Consider the following 19,665-nt stretch of genomic DNA (forward strand, 5'->3'; position numbering starts at 1 on the left):
CGTGCCGCGCCGTGCCCGCCGACCGTGCCGCGCCGTGCCCGCTGACCGTGCCGCGCCGTGCTTGCCGCGCCGTGCCCGCCGTGCCGTGCCCGCCGTGCCGGGCTTGATCCACTCCACATCGCCGATATCGGGGTGACCCAGCGGCGGGATGGCCCGACATCGGCGATGTCGTGTCGATCATGGGGCGAGGCCGGGTTCTGCCAGGCGTCCGCTCAGCCGGCGCGGGCGGGAGCGCCGACGGGGACTGCCTCCGCCGTGTCGACGGGCGCCGTTGCGCCGACCCCTGCCGCCGTGTCGACAGGCGCCGCTGCGCCGACCCCCGCCGCCGCCGTGTCGGCCGCCGCGTCGGCCGTCGTGTCGTCGGTCCGTGCTGCTGCGTCGGCAGGCGTCGTGTCGGTCCGTGCTGCTGTGCCGCCCGCCGTCGTGTCGTCGGGCCGTGCCGCTGTGCCGCCCGCCGTCGTGTGGCGCTGTGCCGCCGCGCCGGCCGCCGCCGTCTCGCCGGCCTGTGCCGCTGCGTCGGCCGGGTCGCCCGTGATCTCGGCCAGGGCAGCGTCCTCGGCCGGGTCGCGTCGCCGCCACCGGCTGACCAGCCAGCCGATCGCCGCGCCGCCGCCCAGGCCGGCCAGCAGGCCGGCGGCGAGCATCGCGTCGGCGTTGCCGGACTCCTCGCCCGAGGTGCCCGCTGCGGCACCGCCCTGCGCCCCTGCGGCGGGACCGTTCGCCGTGCCCGCCGCCGGCGCGCCGTGGCCGCCGTGCACGGCCGGTCCGGCGGCCCCCGGGGCAGCCGGCAGGAGCGTCAGCACCGGCGCGCGGTGGTCACCGTCGGCGTCCGTCCAGCGGACCACGGTGCCGTCGGCGTACGTCTGGACGACCTCGAACGTGAGTCGCTCGGCCTGCGGCATCGGGCCCATGGACAGGGCCAGCTTGGCCGGGCCGGTCGCGCCCTGGCCGACGCGGACCCACGTCACCGCAGTGGTCACGGTGCTCACCCCCGAGGAGTGGATGCCCGCCACCGGCTTGTCCAGGGTCTTGGAGTCGATCCTGGGCGCCCAGCCGTCGACCGACATCGGGTAGACCTCGGCCACCGGCGCGTCGGCCGGCAACCGGATCTCGATCTGCTTGCTCTTCGTGCCGGCCCGCTCCTCGGGCACGCTGAACTCCAGCCGTACGGCATCGCCCTGCCGTGCCTCGGTCGGGGTGGTCGTCACGTCCGCGGCCTGCGCCGCCGAAGCGGGCCAGAGGAGCAGCCCGGCCGCGGTCAGCGCGGTCACCGCCGCGATCCGCCGCGGGCGGCCACCGCCGTGCGTGCTCGCCATCTCGTGCCCCCATCCGTCTCGGCGCGACCGGCACCGGTTTCCGGCCACACCACCTAGTTCGGATTCGAGGCGTGAAAGGTTCAACGCGAGCCGTCCGGAAGGTGCCGACGGCGCGACCGATAGCATCGGCAGGGGCCGAGGATCGGCGCCGTTTCGTACCGCTTGGAGGAGTCACCGTGTCTGCACCCCGTACCCCCGCCGTGGCCGACCCCGTCGTCGTCGCCGCCGGGACGACGGCGGCCGACGCGGTGGCCGCGGCCGGACTGCCCGCGAACGGCCCCAAGGCGATCGTCGTGGTCCGCGACCCGCAGGGCCAGCTCCGTGACCTGGACTGGTCGCCGGCCGAGGACACGACCGTAGAGCCGGTCAGCCTGGACTCGCCGGACGGGCTCAACGTGCTGCGGCACTCCACCGCGCACGTGCTCGCCCAGGCCGTGCAGGACGTCTTCCCCGAGGCCAAGCTGGGCATCGGCCCGCCGATCGAGAACGGCTTCTACTACGACTTCGACGTCGACAAGCCGTTCCAGCCGGACGATCTCGCCAAGCTCGAGAAGCGCATGCAGGAGATCGTCAAGTCCGGGCAGCGGTTCCGTCGCCGCCGTTTCGGCAGCCTCGACGAGGCGCGCGCCGAGCTGGCCGACGAGCCGTTCAAGCTGGAGTTGATCGAGGTCAAGGGCGAGGGCCTGGACACCGACGAGGTGATGGAGGTGGGCGGCGGCGAGCTGACCATCTACGACAACCTCGACGCCAAGGAGGACAAGGTCTGCTGGTCGGACCTGTGCCGGGGCCCGCACCTGCCGACCACCCGCCTGATCGGCGCGTTCAAGCTCATGCGGTCGGCTGCCGCGTACTGGCGCGGGTCGGAGAAGAACCCCCAGCTCCAGCGGGTGTACGGCACCGCGTGGCCGACCCGGGACGAGCTCAAGGCGTACCTCAAGCTGTTGGAGGAGGCCGCCCGGCGCGACCACCGCAAGCTCGGCGCGGACCTCGACCTGTTCAGCTTTCCCGACGAGATCGGCTCCGGCCTGGCGGTCTTCCACCCCAAGGGCGGCATCATCCGTCGGGAGATGGAGCACTACTCGCGGCGGCGGCACGAGGAGGCGGGGTACGAGTTCGTCAACACCCCGCACATCACCAAGGCGCAGCTGTTCCACACCTCCGGCCACCTGCCGTACTACGCGGACACGATGTTCCCGCCCATGCAGTTGGAGGGCGCGGACTACTACCTCAAGGCGATGAACTGCCCGATGCACAACCTGATCTTCAGGTCGCGCGGGCGGTCGTACCGGGAGCTGCCGCTGCGGATGTTCGAGTTCGGCACGGTCTACCGGTACGAGAAGTCCGGCGTCGTGCACGGCCTCACCCGGGTCCGGGGCCTGACCCAGGACGACTCGCACATCTACTGCACCCGTGAGCAGATGGCCGGTGAGCTGTCCACGCTGCTGAGCTTCGTGCTCGACCTGCTGCGCGACTACGGTCTGGACGACTTCTACCTGGAGCTGTCGACCCGCGACGACTCGCCCAAGTTCATCGGCGCGGACGAGGACTGGGAGGAGGCCACCGAGGCGCTGCGCACCGCCGCGGCGACCTCCGGCCTCGACCTGGTGCCCGACCCGGGCGGCGCGGCGTTCTACGGGCCGAAGATCTCCGTGCAGGCGCGGGACGCGATCGGCCGAACCTGGCAGATGTCCACCATCCAGGTCGACTTCAACCAGCCGGAGCGCTTCGGGCTGGAGTACCAGGCCGCCGACGGCAGCCGCCAACGTCCCGTGATGATCCACCGGGCGTTGTTCGGGTCGATCGAGCGGTTCTTCGGGGTGCTCACCGAGCACTACGCGGGCGCGTTCCCCGCCTGGCTGGCCCCCGTGCAGGTGATCGGCATCCCGATCCGGGAGGACCACACCGACTACCTGCACGGCTTCGTGGCGGCGCTGCGCGCCGAGGGCATCCGCGCCCAGGTCGACGCGGGCGACGACCGGATGCAGAAGAAGATCCGTACGGCGCAGCAGCAGAAGATTCCGTTCATGGTCATCGCCGGCGACGACGACGTGGCCGCCGGCACGGTCTCCTTCCGCTACCGCGACGGCTCCCAGCGCAACGGGGTGCCGATCGCCGAGGCGGTGACCCACGTCCTGGACGTGGTCAGCTCCCGCACCAACGTCGGCCCGTCCGCCGTCGCGGAGTAACGCTCGCTTGTCGCGCGCCGCGCGTCATGATCGTGCTCGATCCAGGAAGTAGTGGCCTCCCGACGCTGGGAGGCCACTACTTCCACGTTCGAGCGCGATCTTCAGCCGGGAGGCGGGCTTTCCGTCGTCAGATGCCGCAACTGGGCGCCGACCAGCCGCCGACCGCCGCGACGTGGGTGTGGTCGTTGTGGTCCGGGTAGCCGGGGCCGAGGATCTGGCCGAAGCCGTGGTAGCGGGCCTGCTGGGCGAGCCGGCAGAACGACGGTGAGCCGACCAGGTCGACCGCGTCGCCGTACAGGTGTCGGCTGTTCGACGCCCCGCCGACCGCGCTGTTGCAGGCGTAACTGCGGAAGCTGCTGCTGATCGCGATGGGGACGTCGCCGAGGGCGTGTCGCAGGGCCTGGAGCTTCCACATGGAGACGAGCGCGTTGGCGCGGGCGGTGCTGGCCGAGACCGCGCCGCCGGACCAGGTGCTGTTGCAGTTGTTCAGCTCGGCGTAGCTGAAGTTGGCGGGCGTGCAGTCGTCGTCCTGGAGCGCGTAGAGCCGGTTGAAGGTCTGCGGGCCGGCGATCCCGTCCGCGCCCAGCCCGTACGCCTGCTGGAAGCGGATCACCGCCGACCGCGTGGCCGGGCCGAAGGCGCCGTCGATCGTGAGCACCGCCGCGTAGCCGGGGTAGCCGGCGACGCGGATCTGGAGTTGCCGGACGTCCTCGCCGGACATCCCCTGGGACAGGGTGCGACCCCAGGTGTAGCAGCCGTCGGCGTGCGCGGCGCTGGAGGTGAGGGTGACCCCGGTCACCGTGGTGACGGCGGCCAGCGCGAGCGCCGCGAGGATTCTGCCGAGCTGACGGATCATGGAACGCTCCATCCATCGATCTAACGACGTGAATGAATGGAAGTTTCAGGGCTGAGTCTCTACTCCGTCAAGAAGTTGCAGCGGCGAGTTTCCGGTCACGGGTGTCGCGGCCCGCCGACCCGGCTCCGTAGGATCGGCTCGTGACAGGGGCGGAGCGACACACGGACAGCGGCGGCATGGCGGACGGCCTGGATCGGCTCTGGACGCCGCACCGGATGACCTACATCTCGGGTGAGGACCGCCCCGCCGAGGGCTACGAGAAGCCGACCGGCTGCCCGTTCTGTCTCGCCCCCGGGCTGCCCGCCGAGGAGAGCCTCGTGGTGGCCCGCGGCGAGCGCGTCTTCGTCGTGCTCAACCTCTACCCGTACAACCCCGGGCACCTGCTGGTCTGCCCGTACCGGCACGTCGCCGACTACACCGACCTCGACGAGGCGGAGACCGTCGAGCTGGCGTCCCACACGCAGACCGCGATGCGGGTGATCCGCAAGGTGAGCAACGCGCACGGCTTCAACCTGGGCATGAACCAGGGTGGCGTCGCGGGCGCCGGCATCGCGGCCCACCTGCACCAGCACGTGGTGCCACGCTGGGGCGGTGACGCGAACTTCATGCCGGTGATCGGCCGCACCAAGGTGCTGCCGCAGCTCCTGCACGACACCCGCGACCTGCTCGCCCGCGCCTGGCCGTCCTGACCGCGCCGCCCGCGCGGCGTCCGCGCCGCTCCGGCTAGTCGGCGCGCAGCAGCGGAACAAGCTCCGGCCAGCTCTCCACCCGGTGTACGAGCGGCAGCAACGCGGCGTACGCGGCGACCTGCGCCGGGCGGGGCCGGAACAGGAACCGGTACGGCACCGACTCGAGGTAACCCAGCACCTCCAGCTTGTCGTCCACGAAGTGGGTCAGGCCGAGCCGCCGGGCGATCGGTGCCTTGGCCGGACGGGTCCGGCAGAAGTGCACCCGCTCGACGGGAATCCCGGTGCGGGATGTGAAGTCGTGGTGGGCCAACCACTGGAGGGTCCGCCGCTGGGTGGACTCGCCGCACTTGGACACCAGGTGCACCTCGTCGAACGCCGGCCCGAGCGCCGCGAGCGCGTCGAACGCGCCGTCGACCATGGGCGTACGCAGGTAGTGCGCGCCGAAGAAGGACGTGTCGGCGTCGTCGTCGGCCGGCTCGATGAGCACGCCGCCAATGTCCACGCCCAGCCGTCGCATGGCGACGATCATGCCGTACGGCGTCGGCGCGCGCGTACCGCGTTTCCGCGTCCGTGGTTGCTACGCCCCGGCCCGCCGAAGGTGGCACGATCGGCCGATGGCAGTCACGACACGGATGTTGGGGCGCAGCGGCATCGAGGTCAGCGCCCTCGGCATGGGGTGCTGGGCGATCGCCGGTCCCTGGGCGGAGGGCAGCCAGCCGCTGGGCTGGGGGGCGGTCGACGACGACGAGTCGGTCCGGGCCGTACGCCGTGCGCTCGAGTTGGGCGTGACCCTGTTCGACACCGCCGACACGTACGGCGCGGGGCACGGCGAGCGGGTGCTGGGTCGGGCGCTCGCCGGCCACCGCGACGAGGCCGTGATCGCCACCAAGTGGGGTTACACGTTCGACGAGGCGGCCCGGCAGGCCACCGGCGAGGACGCGTCACCGGCGTACCTGCGGCGGGCCGTCACCGCCTCGCTGCGCCGGTTGGGCACCGACCGGATCGACCTCTACCAGCTGCACCTGGGCGACCTGCCCGTGCACCGGGCGGAGGCACTGTTCGCCGCCTGCGAGGATCTCGTCGCCGAGGGCCTGATCCGGGCGTACGGGTGGAGCACCGACCGCGCCGACCGGGCCGCCGCCCTCGGGCAGGAAGCCCCGGGTGCCGGCGCCGTGCAGCACGCCCTGTCGGTGCTGCGTGACGCCCCCGAGGTGCTCGCCGTCTGCGACAAGTACGACCTCGCGAGCATCAACCAGGGGCCTCTCGGGATGGGGCTGCTCACCGGCAAGTACACGGCCGCGTCGACACTGCCCCGCGACGACGTACGCGGGTTGACGCCGGGCTGGCTGGAGTGGTTCCGGGGTGGCCGGCCGGCCCCGGAATGGCTGCGCCGGGTCGGCGCGGTCCGTGCCGCGCTGACCGCCGACGGTCGTACCCTCGCCCAGGGTGCGCTGGGCTGGATCTGGGCCCGCAGCGGACGTGCCGTCCCGATCCCGGGCTGCCGTACCGTCGCGCAGGTCGAGGAGAACGCGGCGGCGCTGCACCGGGGCCCGCTGCCGGCGGACCAGTTCGTCGAGGTGGAGCGCCAGCTCGCCGCCCTGCGCACGGCAGCCCTCCGCGACGCCGACCGCCCCCACTGGCCCCGCCCCACCCACCCCCAAACCCACCCGTAACCCACCGCCCCCGCCCCGCCCTTGCCCCGCCCTCGCCCTCGCCTCGCCCTCGCCCCACCCGCCCCGCCGATCTTGCACTTTCTGCTGGGACTAATGCCGCAATAACCCACTTACCGTCGACACAAAGTGCAAGATCGGCGAGGCCGGGCAGGGCAGGGCAGGGTGGGGTGGGGCCGGGGTGGGGTGGGGCGGGGGTGGGGCCGGGGTGTTTGGGGCGCGGGGTTATGGGGTTTGTTCTTTGCGGGTCTGGTCGGCTAGGTGGGGCGGCATGGGGTCGTGGCGGACGAAGTGGCGGCGGAACGTACCCGTGCCGGCGGTCATCGAGCGCAGCTCGACGGCGTAGCGCAGCAGTTCCAGGGCCGGCACCTCGGCGCGGACCAGGGTGCGGCCGTCGGCGTCCGGGTCCGGTTCGGTGCCGAGCACCCGGCCGCGCCGACCGGACAGGTCGCCCAGCACGGCGCCGACCGAGCCGTCCGGCACCCGGATGGTCACCTCGTCGATCGGCTCCAGGAGTGCCGGTTGGCCGCGCTCGGCGGCGTCGCGCAGTGCCAGCGCGCCCGCGGTCTGGAAGGCCGCGTCGGAGGAGTCGACGCTGTGCGCCTTGCCGTCGACCAGGGTGACCCGTAGGTCGACGACCGGGTGACCGGCTACCAGTCCGCGTTCCATCTGGGCGCGGACGCCCTTCTCTACCGAGGGGATGTAGTTGTGCGGGACGGCGCCGCCGACGACCCGGTCGACGAATTCGAAGCCGGCGCCCCGGGGCAGTGGCTCGACCTCGATGTCGCAGACCGCGTACTGGCCGTGGCCGCCGGACTGCTTGACGTGCCGGCCGTGGCCCCGCGCGGGGGCCGTCAGGGTTTCGCGCAGCGACACCTGCACCGGTTCGGTGTCCAGCTCGACGCCGCCGGAGCGCAGCCGGTCCAGCAGCACGTCCGCGTGCGCTTCGCCCATGCACCAGAGCACCAGTTGGTGGGTCTCCGGGTTGCGGTCCAGCCGCAGGGTGGGGTCGCCGGCGACCAGTCGGGCGAGGTTGCGGGCGAGGGCGTCCTCGTCGGCGCGGCTGCGGGCGACGATCGCCACCGGCAGCAGCGGTTCGGGCATCTCCCACGGAGCGATCAGCAGCGGGTCGGCCTTCGCCGACACGGTGTCGCCGGTCTCCGCGGTCGGCGACTTGGTGATGGCACAGATGTCGCCGGCGACGCAGTGCGGGACCTCGCGCAGGGTGGCGCCCAGCGGCGTGTAGAGGTGCCCGACCCGCTCGTCGGCGTCGTGGTCGGGGTGTCCGCGCTCGGCCATGCCGTGCCCGCAGATGTGCACCGTGTCGTCGGGACGCAGCGTGCCGGAGAAGACCCGGACCAGCGAGACCCGGCCGACGTGCCGGTCGACGGTGGTCTTGACGACCTCGGCCACGAGCGGGCCGTCCGGGTCGCAGGTCAGCGGCGGGCGGGGAGAGCCGTCCACCCCGGTTACGGCCGGCAGCTCGTGTTCCAGCGGGGACGGGAACGCCGCGGTCAGTACCTCCAGCAGCGCGTCCAGGCCGACGCCGGTCTCGGCGCAGACCGGCACCGCCGGATAGAAGTGGCCCCGTGCGACGGCCTTCTCCAGGTCGTCGACGAGCACCTCGGTGCTGATCTCCTCGCCGTCGAGGTAGCGGTCCATGAGGGTCTCGTCCTCGCTCTCGGCGATGATCCCCTCGATCAGCTCGTTGCGGGACTCGTCGATGGCGGGCTGGTGCTCCGGGTCCGGGTCGCGGACGTCGGCGGGCAGTCCGGCGGTGTAGTCGAAGACCCGGCGGGTGATCAGGCCGAGCAGACCCTCGGTGGAGACGCCGTCGTCGCCGAGCATCGGCAGGTAGAGGGGCATCACGTTGTCGCCGAAGACCCGCTGGCAGAGCGCGACCGTCTCGTCGAAGTCGGCGCGGGGCGCGTCGAGGCGGGTCACCGCTACGGCGCGCGGCATGTCGACCGCCGCGCACTCCTCCCACAGGGCCACGGTGGCCGCGTCCATGCCGCCGGCGGCGGAGACCACGAACAGCGCGGCGTCGGCGGCCCGCAGACCGGCCCGTAGCTCGCCGACGAAGTCGGCGTACCCGGGCGTGTCCAACAGGTTGACCTTGATGCCGTCGTGCAGCAGGGGCGCGCAGGACAGGCTCACCGAGCGCTGCTGGCGTACGGCTGCGGGGTCGTGGTCGCCCACGGTCGTACCGTCGACGACGCTGCCGGCCCGGCTGATCGTGCCGGTGGCGGCGAGCAGGGCCTCGACGAGCGTGGTCTTGCCCGCGCCGGAGTGCCCGACGAGCACCACGTTGCGAATCCGCGCGGGTTCGGTCACCACCGGCGTGCCGCCGGCGGCCCCCTTGTCCTGATGTTTCTGCGCCATGGGGCGCACCTCCCTCAGCCGGTGGTGGGTGGCGACCGCCGCGCGAGGTGAATGCGGCCCGGGGCGAGTGCGCGGCGATATCCTCCGGTGGTCTGCTGCGATCGGGGAACTCAACGGGCGGACGGGTGAGCTGGCTCACCTCCCGGCTCGATCTCACACCCGTTGTCGGACACGCACAAGCCTGCCCCGGGCGGGTCGTCGGGACCGGCGTTATGGCCGGAGCTGCGCGGACCGTTATCGTGGGGACCGCCATGGCGAAGATCTTCCAAGTGTCGGCCCGCGCGGGGATGACCCGCGTCGTCGAGCCGATTGCCCGCGCCCTGCTGCGCGCGGGCGTCACCCCCAACGTCGTTACCGTCGCGGGCACCGTCGGTGTGCTCGTCGGCGCGCTCGGCTTCGGTGCCCGCGGCCATCTGGTCGCGGGCGCGTTGATCGTGACCGTGTTCGCGTTGACCGACCTGCTCGACGGGACGATGGCCCGGATGAGCGGCGGCTCCACCCGGTTCGGCGCGTTCCTCGACTCGAGCATGGACCGGGTCGCCGACAGCGCCGTGTTCGGCGCGGTCGCGTACTGGCTGGCCACCCAGGGCGACCACTCGGGCGTCGCCGCCGCGCTGCTCTGCCTCGCCGCCGGCGGGCTCGTCTCGTACGTGAAGGCGCGGGCCGAGGGGCTGGGCATGACCTGCAACGTGGGCATCGCCGAGCGCACCGAGCGACTGCTGATCGTCGGCGTCGGCGGGATCCTCACCGGCGTGGGCGTGAAGCCCGCGTTGGAGATCGCGCTCTGGCTGCTGGCCGCCATCTCGATCTTCACGGTGGGGCAGCGGATGGCGCACGTCTACCGCCAGGCCCAGCAGCTCCAGCCGGACGGTCAGGCGTGAGCGCGACCGGCGGCCGGGCCGCGTGAACCTCACCGAGCTCGGCTACGTCGCAGGCTGGCGGCTGGTCCGCGCGCTGCCCCGGCCACTGGTGGCGGCGGCGTTCGCGAAGGGCGCGGACCGCGCGCACCGCCGCGGCGGCGGGGGTACGGCTCGACTGCGCGCCAACCTGCGCCGGGTGGTCGGCCCGGAGGTGCCCGAGGCCGAGCTGGACGATCTCGTGCGGCGTGGCCTGCGCTCGTACGCCCGGTACTGGATGGAGGCGTTCCGCCTGCCGTCGTTGAGCCGGGCGCAGATCCTGTCCGGGTTCCGGCTCGACGGCGCGGAACTGCTGGCCGCCGACGTGGCCGCTGGCCGGGGCGCCGTGGTGGCGCTGCCGCACGCCGGTAACTGGGACGCGGCGGGCGCGTGGGTGGCGGCCACCGGCTGGCCGCTCACCACCGTCATGGAACGGCTCAAACCGGAGGGCGTCTACGAGCGCTTCGTGGCGTTCCGCGGAAAGCTGGGCATGGAGATCCTGCCCACCCACGGCGGCCCGCGTCCGGCGTTCGACGTGCTGCTGGACCGGTTGCGCTCGGGCGCGGTCGTGCCGCTGCTGGCCGACCGGGACCTGTCGGCGCGCGGCGTCGAGGTGGACTTCTTCGGCGCGAAGACGCGCATGCCCGCCGGGCCCGCGCTGCTCGCGATACACACCGGGGCGCCGCTCTACGTGGCCTCGATGTGGTACGAGCCGGACGCGGCGTGCGCCTCGCTCTCCGGCCCGCTGCCGGTGCCCGGCCCGGAGGCGGGGCCGCTGGACGAGCGGGTCCGGTCGCTGACCCAGATGATCGCCGACCGTCTGGCGACGGGCATCGCCCAGCATCCGCAAGACTGGCACATGTTGCAGCGGATGTGGCTGGACCAGCGCGGCGCGGGGGGCACGGAGCTGTCGGCGCCGGCCTCGGGTCGATCCTGAAGGGGGTGGCTGACGTATGCGGATCGGTATCGTCTGCCCGTACTCCTTCGATGTGCCCGGCGGTGTGCAGAACCACGTCGTGGACCTCGCCGAGACGCTGATCGGCCTCGGGCACGAGGTCAGCGTGCTCGCGCCGGCCGACGAGGACGCCGACCTGCCGGGTTACGTGGTGTCCGCCGGTCGGGCGGTGCCGCTGCCGTACAACGGGTCGGTGGCCCGGATCGCGTTCGGCCCGGTCTCCACGGCCCGGGTCCGGCGGTGGCTCACCAACGGTGACTTCGACGTGCTGCACGTGCACGAGCCGCTGACGCTGAGCCTGTCGCTGCTGGCGGTGCTGTCGGCGCGCGGGCCGGTGGTGGCCACCTTCCACACGGCGATGACCCGCTCGCGGGTCCTCGCTGCCGCGCAGGGCGTGCTGCAGATCGTGCTGGAGCGGATCACCGCCCGGATCGCGGTGAGCGCCCTGGCCCGCAAGGTGCAGGTCGAGCACATGGACGGCGGCGCGGTGGAGATCCCCAACGGGGTGGCGGTGGCGAAGTTCGCCGACGCCGAGCCGTTGCCGGACTGGCCGGGGGAGTGCGGGCCGGGCACCGGCGGCACGCTGGGCTTCCTGGGCCGGTTCACGGAGGCGCGCAAGGGCTTCCCGGTGCTGCGGGACGCCTTCGTGGCGTTGGCGCCGACCCGCCCGGGACTGCGGCTGCTGGTCGCCGGGCCGGGTGACCCCGACGACCTCTACGACCAGTTCCCCGCCGAGCTGCGGGATCGGGTGACGTTCCTCGGCCTGGTCTCCGAGGCGGACAAGGCGCGGATGCTGCGCAGCGTGCACCTGTACGTCGCGCCGAACACCGGCGGCGAGTCGTTCGGGATGATCCTCACCGAGGCGTTGGCCGCCGGCACCACGGTGGTGGCGAGCGACCTGGACGCCTTCCGCCGCGTGCTCGACGGTGGGCGGGCGGGGCGGTTGTTCCCGACCGGCGACGCGGTGGGGCTGCGCGACGCGCTGTCCGAGTTGCTCGACGATCCGGCAGCACGGACCACGCTGACCGCCTGCGGTGATCAGGTGGTGGCGAATTACGACTGGCCCATGGTTGCCCGCCGTGTTCTGGAGGTATACGCAGCGGCGATCGAGGCGACCGACGGACGGGTCATCGACCAGGAATGGGTGGGGCTGGGCTGAGCCGGAGTGACCGATGGTGCGCCTGGTGACGCCCGTGACCGGCGGCGACGCGCGCAATGGAGGAGAAACGGAGCAGCACTACGATGCCGCACATGTGGTGGGTGGTGGCCGCGAGCGTGCTCGTGGGGGTGCTTGCGGCGTACCTCATCTGGACCGCCGGCCGGGTCGAGCGGCTGCAGGCCCGCGCGGAGCTGGCGGCGCGGGCCCTCGACGCCCACCTGTTGCGCCGGGCGGCGGCCGCCGCGGTGCTGGCGGAGCGGCGGTTCGGGGTCGAGCTTTACGCGGCGGCCCGGATCGCGCTCGACGCCGCGCCGGACGAGCGGGAGGCGGCGGAGAACGACCTGACCCGACAACTGCGCACGGTGCGGTTGGACCCGACCGACGCGGACTGTACGGCGGTCATCGCCGCCAGTCGGCGGCTCGCGTTGTCCCGTCAGGTGCACACCGACCTGGTCCGCGACGCCCGGGCGGCGCGTAGCCGTCCGCTGGTGCGCCTGTTGCGGATGGGGCGGGGCCGCGAGTGGCCGCGCTACTTCGACATCGACGATCCGACGCTCGTCGTCCCGGCGGACGTGCCGGCCGGCTGACCAGGTCGAAAGCGGTGCCGACGGCCCGTGAGCCGGGCCACAGAGCAGGCCACCGGCCTCCCGATTGGCTGTCGGAGCGGCGTTGCGCCGTGCGTAGCATTTTCGCTGCCACCGCCCGCCGCACGTCCAAGGAGCGCCGACCCGTGTCCGACACCACCGCCTCGACCACCGGTACCGCCCCCGTCGTCGGCACGGCCCGCGTGAAGCGGGGCATGGCCGAGATGCTCAAGGGCGGCGTGATCATGGACGTCGTCAACGCCGAGCAGGCCAAGATCGCCGAAGACGCCGGCGCCGTCGCGGTGATGGCGTTGGAGCGGGTGCCCGCCGACATCCGCGCGCAGGGCGGGGTGTCCCGGATGAGCGACCCCGACATGATCGACGGCATCATCTCGGCGGTGTCGATCCCGGTGATGGCCAAGGCCCGCATCGGGCACTTCGTCGAGGCGCAGATCCTCCAGTCGTTGGGCGTGGACTACGTCGACGAGTCCGAGGTGCTGACCCCGGCCGACTACGCGAACCACATCGACAAGTGGGCGTTCACCGTGCCCTTCGTCTGCGGTGCCACCAACCTGGGCGAGGCGCTGCGCCGGATCACCGAGGGCGCGGCCATGATCCGCTCCAAGGGCGAGGCGGGCACCGGCGACGTCTCGAACGCCACCACGCACATGCGGAAGATCCGGCAGGAGATCCGCTGGCTGTCGTCGCTGCCGGCCGACGAGCTGTACGTCGCGGCCAAGGAGTTGCAGGCCCCGTACGAGCTGGTCAAGGAGGTCGCCGAGAGCGGCAAGCTGCCGGTCGTGCTGTTCACCGCCGGGGGCATCGCCACCCCGGCCGATGCCGCGATGATGATGCAGCTCGGCGCGGAGGGCGTGTTCGTCGGCTCCGGCATCTTCAAGGCCGGCAACCCGGCGCAGCGGGCCGCCGCGATCGTCAAGGCCACCACCTTCCACGACGACCCGGACGTGCTGGCGAAGGTCTCCCGCGGTCTGGGTGAGGCGATGGTCGGCATCAACGTCGACGAGATCCCCCAGCCGCACCGCCTCGCCGAGCGCGGTTGGTGAGCGGACGGTGCGGATGAGCCGGCCCAGCATCGGCGTTCTCGCGCTTCAGGGGGACGTCCGGGAGCACCTGGCGGCGCTGACCGCGGCGGGCGCGGACGCCCGCCCGGTCCGCCGTCCGGGGGAGTTGGACGCGGTCGACGGGTTGGTGATCCCCGGCGGCGAGTCCACCACCATCAGCAAGCTCGTCGACATCTTCGAGATGCGCGAGCCGATCGACAAGCGGATCGCCGACGGCATGCCCGTCTACGGCTCCTGCGCCGGCATGATCATGTTGGCCACCGAGGTGCTGGACGGCCGTACCGACCAGCGCGGTTTCGCCGGCATCGACATGACGGTACGGCGCAACGCGTTCGGGCGACAGGTCGACTCGTTCGAGGCGCCGGTGGAGATCACCGGCGTGGCGGGCGACCCTTTCCACGCGGTGTTCATCCGCGCGCCGTGGGTCGAGCGGGTCGGCCCGGGCGTCGACGTGATCGGCACGGTGACCGGCGGCCCGGCCACCGAGCGGATCGTGGCGGTCCGGCAGGGCAACCTGCTGGCAACTTCCTTCCACCCCGAGCTGACGGGCGATCTGCGCCTGCACGCGTACTTCGTCGAGCTGGCGCGGACCGCCTGAGCGGCCGACGCCGTCGCGCGGGCATGGATCGGGCCCCCGGGTCGTTGGTCTGAGCGGGCCCCGACGCCGCGCCGCCGCCCCGCGCGGGTCCCGGGTGTGACACGGCGGGGTGTGACCTCGGTAAGATTGCCGCGGTTCGGCAGGGCCGTCGCCCGGCGCGGCACTTCCCGCGGGGCCGACCGGCCGCCGGATCGCCGATGCGGCGCGGAATCGGTGCGGCAGTCGACGCAGGCGTGCAATGACAGACGGAGGTAGAAGATGTCCGGCCACTCAAAGTGGGCGACCACCAAGCACAAGAAGGCCGTCATCGACGCCAAGCGCGGCAAGATGTTCGCCAAGCTGATCAAGAACGTCGAGGTGGCCGCCCGGACCGGCGGCGGCGACCCGGCCGGTAACCCGACGCTGTTCGACGCCATCCAGAAGGCGAAGAAGAGCTCGGTTCCCAACGACAACATCGACCGCGCCGTCAAGCGCGGCTCCGGCCTGGAAGCCGGCGGCGCCGACTGGCAGACCATCATGTACGAGGGGTACGGCCCCAACGGCGTGGCGATGCTCATCGAGTGCCTCACCGACAACCGCAACCGGGCGGCGACCGAGGTACGCACCGCGCTCACCCGCAACGGCGGCTCGCTCGCCGACGCCGGCTCGGTGTCGTACATGTTCTCCCGCAAGGGCGTGGTGATCGTGCCCAAGGAGGGCACCAGCGAGGACGACGTGATGATGGCCGTCCTCGACGCCGGCGCCGAAGAGGTCAACGACCTGGGTGAGGCGTTCGAGGTCGTCTCCGAGCCGACCGACCTGATCCCGGTGCGGACGGCATTGCAGGACGCCGGCATCGAGTACGAGTCGGCGGAGTCCTCCCTGATCCCCAGCATGAACGTCCCGCTGGACGAGGAGGGCGCTCGCAAGATCTTCAAGCTGATCGACGTCCTGGAGGACTGCGACGACGTGCAGAACGTCTACGCGAACTTCGACGTCAGCGACGACGTGATGGCCGCCGTCGACGCCTGACGGCCCGTTCCCGTCCGGCTTGCCGATCCTGCCCGGCCCGCCGGGAAATGAGGGCAACCGCGTGGAGGTCGCGGACAGTCTTCCCGGTGCCTGGCCGTTCCGCGTGATCGACTCGACATCGTGGAAGTGGGGGTGTCCGACGCACAGGGACACCCCCACTTCCGTGAACCGGAGTTGATCAAGCGCCTACACCAAACCCTTTGTCCTGGTCCGGGCCACCGAACGGCGAGCGGTCCGGTGTCGTACGCACGACGGCCCGGCGTGGTGAGGTCCACGCCGGGCCGCCGTCTCGTACGCCGCTCAGGTGGTCTGGCGGCGGGTCTTCAGAGCGGTGTCGATCAGTTCCCACACCGCGGTCCCGGCGGCGCTCAGCGCGATGATGACCGCGAGGATCTCGCGGTTTTCCGCGACCGCCAGCCAGTCCAGCCGCTCGCCGAGGGCCGGGTTGAGCAGTTGGTCGGAGAACGCCAGCCACACCACCGGCACCGTGAACGCCAGGTTGAGCAGCGCCTTGGTCGCGAACAGCCGCCAGCTCCAGCGCCCGATCCGGTACTTGACGATCTCGAACACCACGTCGAGGACCAGCACGCCGATCAGCGCCGGCAGCCAGAACGACCAGAGAGCCGGGTCGAGGAGCGGGATGTTGTCGCCGTCGGTGTCGCGCACCCAGGACTGGAAGTGCTGCAAGGGCAGGTAGCCGATGAACACCACCAGCATCGTCACCGTCGCGATGGTGTCGACGAGCGAGATGTCCCGGTGCGTGGGGACGTCGGGGAGCTGGTCGACGGTCCAGTCGGGCAGGTCGACAGGCGACTGAGACCGCTCGATGAGGACGAAGACCAGGGTGAGCCAGAAGCAGATGTGCACCGCCACGTGCAGGGCGACGACGAGGCCCGGCCCGATGGCGCCGAAGCCCTTGCCCTCGACGACCGCGACCACCGCGACCACCGTGCCGGCGAGCGCCGGGATGAAGCTGAGCAGCAGCTTCAGCAGCCGGAGCCAGATGAGGTAGTACGTCGGGCCGAGCAGTTGCAGGCGGCGGTCGGCGTAACTGGCGGCCAGCCGGTCGGGGTTGCCCAGTTCGGTGAGCACCTCTCGCTCGGCCGTGGTGGAGTCCGTGCCGCCGCCCGTCCGGTCGTCGATCATGTCCTCGATCGAGGCGCGTAGCTCGGTCGCGATCTCGTCGCGGCGCGGGGCGGGTACCGATCGCAGGGTGGCGGCCAGGTAGCGGTCGGTCAGGGTGTTCATCGGTCGACTCCTTGGATCAGCCCGTTGACGGAGGTCTGTACGGCGGCGAGGTCGTCCAGGAGCCGGCTCAGCATCGACTCGCCCTCGTCGCTGGTCCGGTAGAACTTGCGCGGCCGGCTCTCCTCGGTGTTCCACTCGCTGGTCAGCAGGCCCTGGTCCTCCAGGCGGCGCAGCAGCGGGTAGAGCGTGTTCGCGTCCACCGGGAAACCGTGGTCGGTGAGCCGTTGCAGCAGTGCGTAGCCGTAGTCCGGTCGCCGGAGCGCGACCAGGCTGGCCACCACGACGGTGCCTCGACGCAACTCCTGCAGATGCGTCCGTAGAACGTCCTCGCTAACCATGTGTCACACCATACTGTGTGCCACACACTGTTGTCTACCGTGCATCATCGTGTTTGCCAAACCCCACGGCGGCCGCTCCGACGTGCGGGGCGCCCGGTCGACATCGGACGCCCCGCCACCTGCTCGGATTCAGCAGGTCACGCCCTGGCGGAAGTTCCGCTCGACGTAGCTGGCCGGGCCGACCTGGAAGTAGCCCACGCCGGGCCGGATCGGGTGCCCGGTGAACAGCTCCACCCGCGACCCGACGCGGACCAGGTACGCCTCGGCGTCTCCCGCGTCGTTGCGGATCAGCGACCCGCGCGGGCCGTAGATCGCCTCCAACTCGGCGAAGGACATGCCGACCCGGGCCCCGGCGGGCGACTGCGGCGGCGCGGTGGCCGTACCAACCTCCACCAGTCGCCCGTCCTTAAAGGCCAGCAGGAGGACACCGGCCCAGGAACCGGTCACACCGGCGTTCACCACCGTGCCGCAGCCCGGCGCGGTCCAGTCGATGCGGCCGGCCGCGGTGAGCGCGGCGAGGCTGGCGCCGATCCGGTACACGCCGGCGCCGCCGACGCTGAGCACCTGCGGGTGGGTGTGCCCGGTCGCGGCGAGCGGGCCGTACGCCGAGGTGGCCGTGCCGCCGCCGGCCGGGGGCGCTGCCGTCGCCGGGGCGGCGACGGTCATCGGGACGAGCGTGCCGAGCGCCAGCGCGGCAGTGGTGAGAAGGATCAGGGGACGCTTCATGGTGAGCTCCTTCGGTGACGGGTCTCCTGTCCTCTTAGTCACCGCGCCGGCGTCAGCGGTTCGTCGGGTTCCCGACCGAGCCGGTCTACTGTGAAGGGACCGAGCTGGCCGGGGGTGACGCGGTGACGGCTCCGCAGCGGATCGGTCCCTACGCCATCGAGCGACTGCTGGGCGTCGGCTCGTTCGCGACGGTCTGGTTGGGCTACGACGCGGTGCTCGACGCGCGTGTGGCGATCAAGGTGCTGGCCGAGAACTGGAGCCACGACCTGCGGGTCCGGGAACGCTTCCTCGACGAGGCCCGACTGCTGCGCCGTCTGGAGCACGAGCGGTTGGTCCGGGTGCACACCGTCGGGGAGTTGCCCGACGGCCGGCCGTACGCGGTCCTGGCCTGGGCGGACCGGGGGAGCCTGCGGGACCGCCTCGCCGACGGCGAGATCCCCGCGCCGACCGCGCTGCGGCTGCTCGGCGAGGTCTGCGCCGGGGTCGCCGTGCTGCACCGGCACGGCATCGTGCACCGTGACCTCACCCCGGGCAACGTCCTGTTCCGCTCCGCCGGCCCGGACGATCCCGACGCCGAACAGGTGCTGATCGCCGACCTCGGCCTCGCCAAGGCGCTCGCCGCCGCCTCGGGGCTCACCGCCCGGGCCGGCACCCCCGGTTACATGGCTCCCGAGCAGGACGACCCGGGCGCGGTGCTCGACACTCGCGCCGACGTGTACGGGCTCGGCCGGCTCGGCGTCCGGCTGCTTGGCGCCGACCCGACGGACGCGCAGCCGTCCCGGCCGGGCCAGCCCCCGGACCTCCGACTCCGCGAGGACGTGCCACCGGCGGTCGCGGCGGTGCTCGCGCGGGCGACCGCGTACCACCCGGCCGACCGCTATCTGGACGCCGCAGCCCTGCGGGCCGCGCTGACCCGCGCTTGCGACCCGGCGGAGCGGCCCGTCACCGTGAAGCGGGCGGGTAGCTCAAAAGGGCCGGTCGCGGCGGCCGGTTCGGGACGGCGGGGGCCGCCGGCGCGTCGTCCGCGCCGGCCGCTGCTGACCGGGGTGGCCGTCGTGGTCGCCGTCGCGGTGGGCCAGGTGGCCGCCGAGCCGGGCGGCACCGGGTCGGCCCGGTCGGGTGGCGACATGTACACGACCGGGCCGCTGACCGTGGCGTTGCCGCCCGGCTGGTCCGCCATGGGGGCGACCTGGGCCGGTCAGTACGGCGTCGACGGCGAACCCGAACCGGCCCTGGTGATGTCACCGCGACCCCGCCGCTGGGCCGCCGACCCCCAATTGCCCGGCGCGTTCGTCGGCCTCTCGGCCGCCACGGCGGCACGCACCACGCCGGCCGGATTCCTGGCCGAGCGCACGCACGGGGACTGCGCGCCCGCGCCGGCCCGCACCACCCGACAGGCGGGCGTGGAATGGACGGTGGTGCTCCATGTCTGCGGCCGGGGCCGGCCGCGGATCGTCGAGTCGGCCGGCCTGCACCCCGACGGTCCCGCCCTGGTGTACGTGCAGATCGCCCCGCCGGCGGGCAGCGGGCCCGAGTTCGTGGACACCCTGCTCGCCGGTGTACGGGTCAGCGGACCACCACGGTGATGGTGTGCTCCCCGGCCCTCCTTGGGGATCGTCACGGCGACGGTGCCGGGTCGGACGAAGCGGATGTCCACCACGCCCGCCTCGTACTGCTGCGAGACCAGATCGGGGCGGTCCACCGTGACGAGCCCGGGCCCGATGCCCTGGATCCGCAGGACCGCACCGGTCGCGAAGCAGAGCGATCGCAGCAGCTCGATCTCGGTCTCGGCGAGCGGCAGGTCGTAGCGGACCGCGCCCCGACAGGCCGGGGTCGCGGCCGTTGACGGGGGAGTCGTTCGGGGCGTACCCCTTGTCGTGCGTGGTGCGGGCGGGCGCCCGCTGGTCGGCGGCGGCCGGGACGGCGACGCGGTGGGCGCGGGGATCGCGGAGATCGCCGAGGGTGTCGG

The 19,665-nt window shown here is 72.5% G+C and carries 18 protein-coding genes; 11 read left to right on the forward strand and 7 right to left on the reverse strand.

Annotated features, from left to right (window positions below; all coding sequences use genetic code 11):
- Window positions 1-212: 212 nt before the first annotated feature.
- Complete coding sequence (locus ACQPZK_RS10980) at window positions 213-1,316, reverse strand: DUF1775 domain-containing protein (protein WP_433538184.1); 1,104 nt, start codon at window positions 1,314-1,316, stop codon at window positions 213-215.
- A 176-nt stretch (window positions 1,317-1,492) separates the two neighbouring features.
- On the opposite strand from ACQPZK_RS10980, the gene thrS reads away from it, so the two are divergent.
- The gene (gene thrS, locus ACQPZK_RS10985) at window positions 1,493-3,502 is read left to right on the forward strand and encodes a threonine--tRNA ligase (RefSeq protein ID WP_433538185.1); all 2,010 of its coding nucleotides are present in this window, start codon (window positions 1,493-1,495) and stop codon (window positions 3,500-3,502) included.
- Between the two features lie 127 nt (window positions 3,503-3,629).
- Here the strand turns inward: thrS and ACQPZK_RS10990 are convergent, their stop codons facing one another.
- On the reverse strand, window positions 3,630-4,358 hold the full coding sequence (locus tag ACQPZK_RS10990; protein WP_433538186.1) for a D-Ala-D-Ala carboxypeptidase family metallohydrolase: 729 nt from the start codon (window positions 4,356-4,358) through the stop codon (window positions 3,630-3,632).
- A 176-nt stretch (window positions 4,359-4,534) separates the two neighbouring features.
- On the opposite strand from ACQPZK_RS10990, the gene ACQPZK_RS10995 reads away from it, so the two are divergent.
- A complete protein-coding gene (locus tag ACQPZK_RS10995; RefSeq protein WP_433539175.1) occupies window positions 4,535-5,047 on the forward strand; it encodes an HIT family protein in 513 nt (170 codons plus the stop codon).
- Between the two features lie 34 nt (window positions 5,048-5,081).
- Here ACQPZK_RS10995 and ACQPZK_RS11000 read toward each other — a convergent pair whose 3' ends face one another.
- A complete protein-coding gene (locus ACQPZK_RS11000) occupies window positions 5,082-5,564 on the reverse strand; it encodes a hypothetical protein (RefSeq protein ID WP_433538187.1) in 483 nt (160 codons plus the stop codon).
- A 97-nt stretch (window positions 5,565-5,661) separates the two neighbouring features.
- Between ACQPZK_RS11000 and ACQPZK_RS11005 the strand changes: the two genes are divergently transcribed.
- Window positions 5,662-6,720, forward strand: a complete 1,059-nt coding sequence (locus ACQPZK_RS11005) for an aldo/keto reductase (RefSeq protein WP_433538188.1) — start codon at window positions 5,662-5,664, stop codon at window positions 6,718-6,720.
- Window positions 6,721-6,942: 222 nt separating this feature from the next.
- Here ACQPZK_RS11005 and ACQPZK_RS11010 read toward each other — a convergent pair whose 3' ends face one another.
- Window positions 6,943-9,099: an elongation factor G-like protein EF-G2 gene (locus ACQPZK_RS11010; RefSeq protein WP_433538189.1), complete on the reverse strand. Its 2,157-nt coding sequence runs from the start codon at window positions 9,097-9,099 to the stop codon at window positions 6,943-6,945.
- A 251-nt stretch (window positions 9,100-9,350) separates the two neighbouring features.
- On the opposite strand from ACQPZK_RS11010, the gene pgsA reads away from it, so the two are divergent.
- The 7 genes from pgsA to ACQPZK_RS11045 all read left to right on the forward strand — a co-directional run bounded on the left by pgsA (window position 9,351) and on the right by ACQPZK_RS11045 (window position 15,384).
- On the forward strand, window positions 9,351-9,980 hold the full coding sequence (gene pgsA / locus ACQPZK_RS11015; protein WP_433538190.1) for a phosphatidylinositol phosphate synthase: 630 nt from the start codon (window positions 9,351-9,353) through the stop codon (window positions 9,978-9,980).
- A gap of 22 nt (window positions 9,981-10,002) precedes the next feature.
- On the forward strand, window positions 10,003-10,932 hold the full coding sequence (locus tag ACQPZK_RS11020) for a phosphatidylinositol mannoside acyltransferase (protein ID WP_433538191.1): 930 nt from the start codon (window positions 10,003-10,005) through the stop codon (window positions 10,930-10,932).
- Between the two features lie 16 nt (window positions 10,933-10,948).
- On the forward strand, window positions 10,949-12,109 hold the full coding sequence (locus ACQPZK_RS11025) for a glycosyltransferase family 4 protein (protein WP_433538192.1): 1,161 nt from the start codon (window positions 10,949-10,951) through the stop codon (window positions 12,107-12,109).
- 83 nt (window positions 12,110-12,192) lie between these two features.
- Complete coding sequence (locus ACQPZK_RS11030) at window positions 12,193-12,696, forward strand: hypothetical protein (RefSeq protein WP_433538193.1); 504 nt, start codon at window positions 12,193-12,195, stop codon at window positions 12,694-12,696.
- Window positions 12,697-12,839: 143 nt separating this feature from the next.
- A complete protein-coding gene (pdxS, locus tag ACQPZK_RS11035) occupies window positions 12,840-13,757 on the forward strand; it encodes a pyridoxal 5'-phosphate synthase lyase subunit PdxS (protein ID WP_433538194.1) in 918 nt (305 codons plus the stop codon).
- Between the two features lie 13 nt (window positions 13,758-13,770).
- Window positions 13,771-14,373: a pyridoxal 5'-phosphate synthase glutaminase subunit PdxT gene (gene pdxT, locus ACQPZK_RS11040; protein ID WP_433538195.1), complete on the forward strand. Its 603-nt coding sequence runs from the start codon at window positions 13,771-13,773 to the stop codon at window positions 14,371-14,373.
- Window positions 14,374-14,631: 258 nt separating this feature from the next.
- Window positions 14,632-15,384 carry a YebC/PmpR family DNA-binding transcriptional regulator gene (locus ACQPZK_RS11045; protein WP_355053461.1) on the forward strand — a complete coding sequence of 251 codons (753 nt, stop codon included), beginning with the start codon at window positions 14,632-14,634 and terminating at the stop codon, window positions 15,382-15,384.
- A gap of 300 nt (window positions 15,385-15,684) precedes the next feature.
- On the opposite strand, the gene ACQPZK_RS11050 is transcribed toward ACQPZK_RS11045, so the two are convergent.
- From ACQPZK_RS11050 to ACQPZK_RS11060, 3 genes are all read right to left on the reverse strand, one after another.
- Entirely contained in the window at window positions 15,685-16,632 is a 948-nt protein-coding gene (locus tag ACQPZK_RS11050; protein ID WP_433538196.1) for a permease prefix domain 1-containing protein, read from the reverse strand.
- Entirely contained in the window at window positions 16,629-16,970 is a 342-nt protein-coding gene (locus ACQPZK_RS11055; protein WP_433538197.1) for a PadR family transcriptional regulator, read from the reverse strand. The genes ACQPZK_RS11050 and ACQPZK_RS11055 overlap by 4 nt, the downstream gene beginning before the upstream one ends.
- A gap of 129 nt (window positions 16,971-17,099) precedes the next feature.
- Window positions 17,100-17,696 carry a hypothetical protein gene (locus ACQPZK_RS11060; RefSeq protein WP_433538198.1) on the reverse strand — a complete coding sequence of 199 codons (597 nt, stop codon included), beginning with the start codon at window positions 17,694-17,696 and terminating at the stop codon, window positions 17,100-17,102.
- A gap of 122 nt (window positions 17,697-17,818) precedes the next feature.
- On the opposite strand from ACQPZK_RS11060, the gene ACQPZK_RS11065 reads away from it, so the two are divergent.
- On the forward strand, window positions 17,819-19,282 hold the full coding sequence (locus tag ACQPZK_RS11065) for a serine/threonine-protein kinase (protein WP_433538199.1): 1,464 nt from the start codon (window positions 17,819-17,821) through the stop codon (window positions 19,280-19,282).
- Window positions 19,283-19,665: the final 383 nt, after the last annotated feature.

It is taken from the genome of Micromonospora sp. CA-249363, from assembly GCF_050950185.1.
Classification (GTDB): Bacteria; Actinomycetota; Actinomycetes; order Mycobacteriales; family Micromonosporaceae; genus Micromonospora.

Bases quoted from the DNA above. Each gene is read 5' to 3' on its own strand.
- ACQPZK_RS10980 (WP_433538184.1), bottom strand. From the start codon at position 1,316: ATGGCGAGCACGCACGGCGGTGGCCGCCCGCGGCGGATCGCGGCGGTG.
- ACQPZK_RS10990 (WP_433538186.1), bottom strand. From the start codon at position 4,358: ATGATCCGTCAGCTCGGCAGAATCCTCGCGGCGCTCGCGCTGGCCGCC.
- ACQPZK_RS10995 (WP_433539175.1), top strand. From the start codon at position 4,535: ATGGCGGACGGCCTGGATCGGCTCTGGACGCCGCACCGGATGACCTAC.
- ACQPZK_RS11000 (WP_433538187.1), bottom strand. From the start codon at position 5,564: ATGCGACGGCTGGGCGTGGACATTGGCGGCGTGCTCATCGAGCCGGCC.
- ACQPZK_RS11005 (WP_433538188.1), top strand. From the start codon at position 5,662: ATGGCAGTCACGACACGGATGTTGGGGCGCAGCGGCATCGAGGTCAGC.
- ACQPZK_RS11010 (WP_433538189.1), bottom strand. From the start codon at position 9,099: ATGGCGCAGAAACATCAGGACAAGGGGGCCGCCGGCGGCACGCCGGTG.
- pgsA (WP_433538190.1), top strand. From the start codon at position 9,351: ATGGCGAAGATCTTCCAAGTGTCGGCCCGCGCGGGGATGACCCGCGTC.
- ACQPZK_RS11025 (WP_433538192.1), top strand. From the start codon at position 10,949: ATGCGGATCGGTATCGTCTGCCCGTACTCCTTCGATGTGCCCGGCGGT.
- ACQPZK_RS11030 (WP_433538193.1), top strand. From the start codon at position 12,193: ATGCCGCACATGTGGTGGGTGGTGGCCGCGAGCGTGCTCGTGGGGGTG.
- pdxT (WP_433538195.1), top strand. From the start codon at position 13,771: ATGAGCCGGCCCAGCATCGGCGTTCTCGCGCTTCAGGGGGACGTCCGG.
- ACQPZK_RS11045 (WP_355053461.1), top strand. From the start codon at position 14,632: ATGTCCGGCCACTCAAAGTGGGCGACCACCAAGCACAAGAAGGCCGTC.
- ACQPZK_RS11050 (WP_433538196.1), bottom strand. From the start codon at position 16,632: ATGAACACCCTGACCGACCGCTACCTGGCCGCCACCCTGCGATCGGTA.
- ACQPZK_RS11055 (WP_433538197.1), bottom strand. From the start codon at position 16,970: ATGGTTAGCGAGGACGTTCTACGGACGCATCTGCAGGAGTTGCGTCGA.
- ACQPZK_RS11060 (WP_433538198.1), bottom strand. From the start codon at position 17,696: ATGAAGCGTCCCCTGATCCTTCTCACCACTGCCGCGCTGGCGCTCGGC.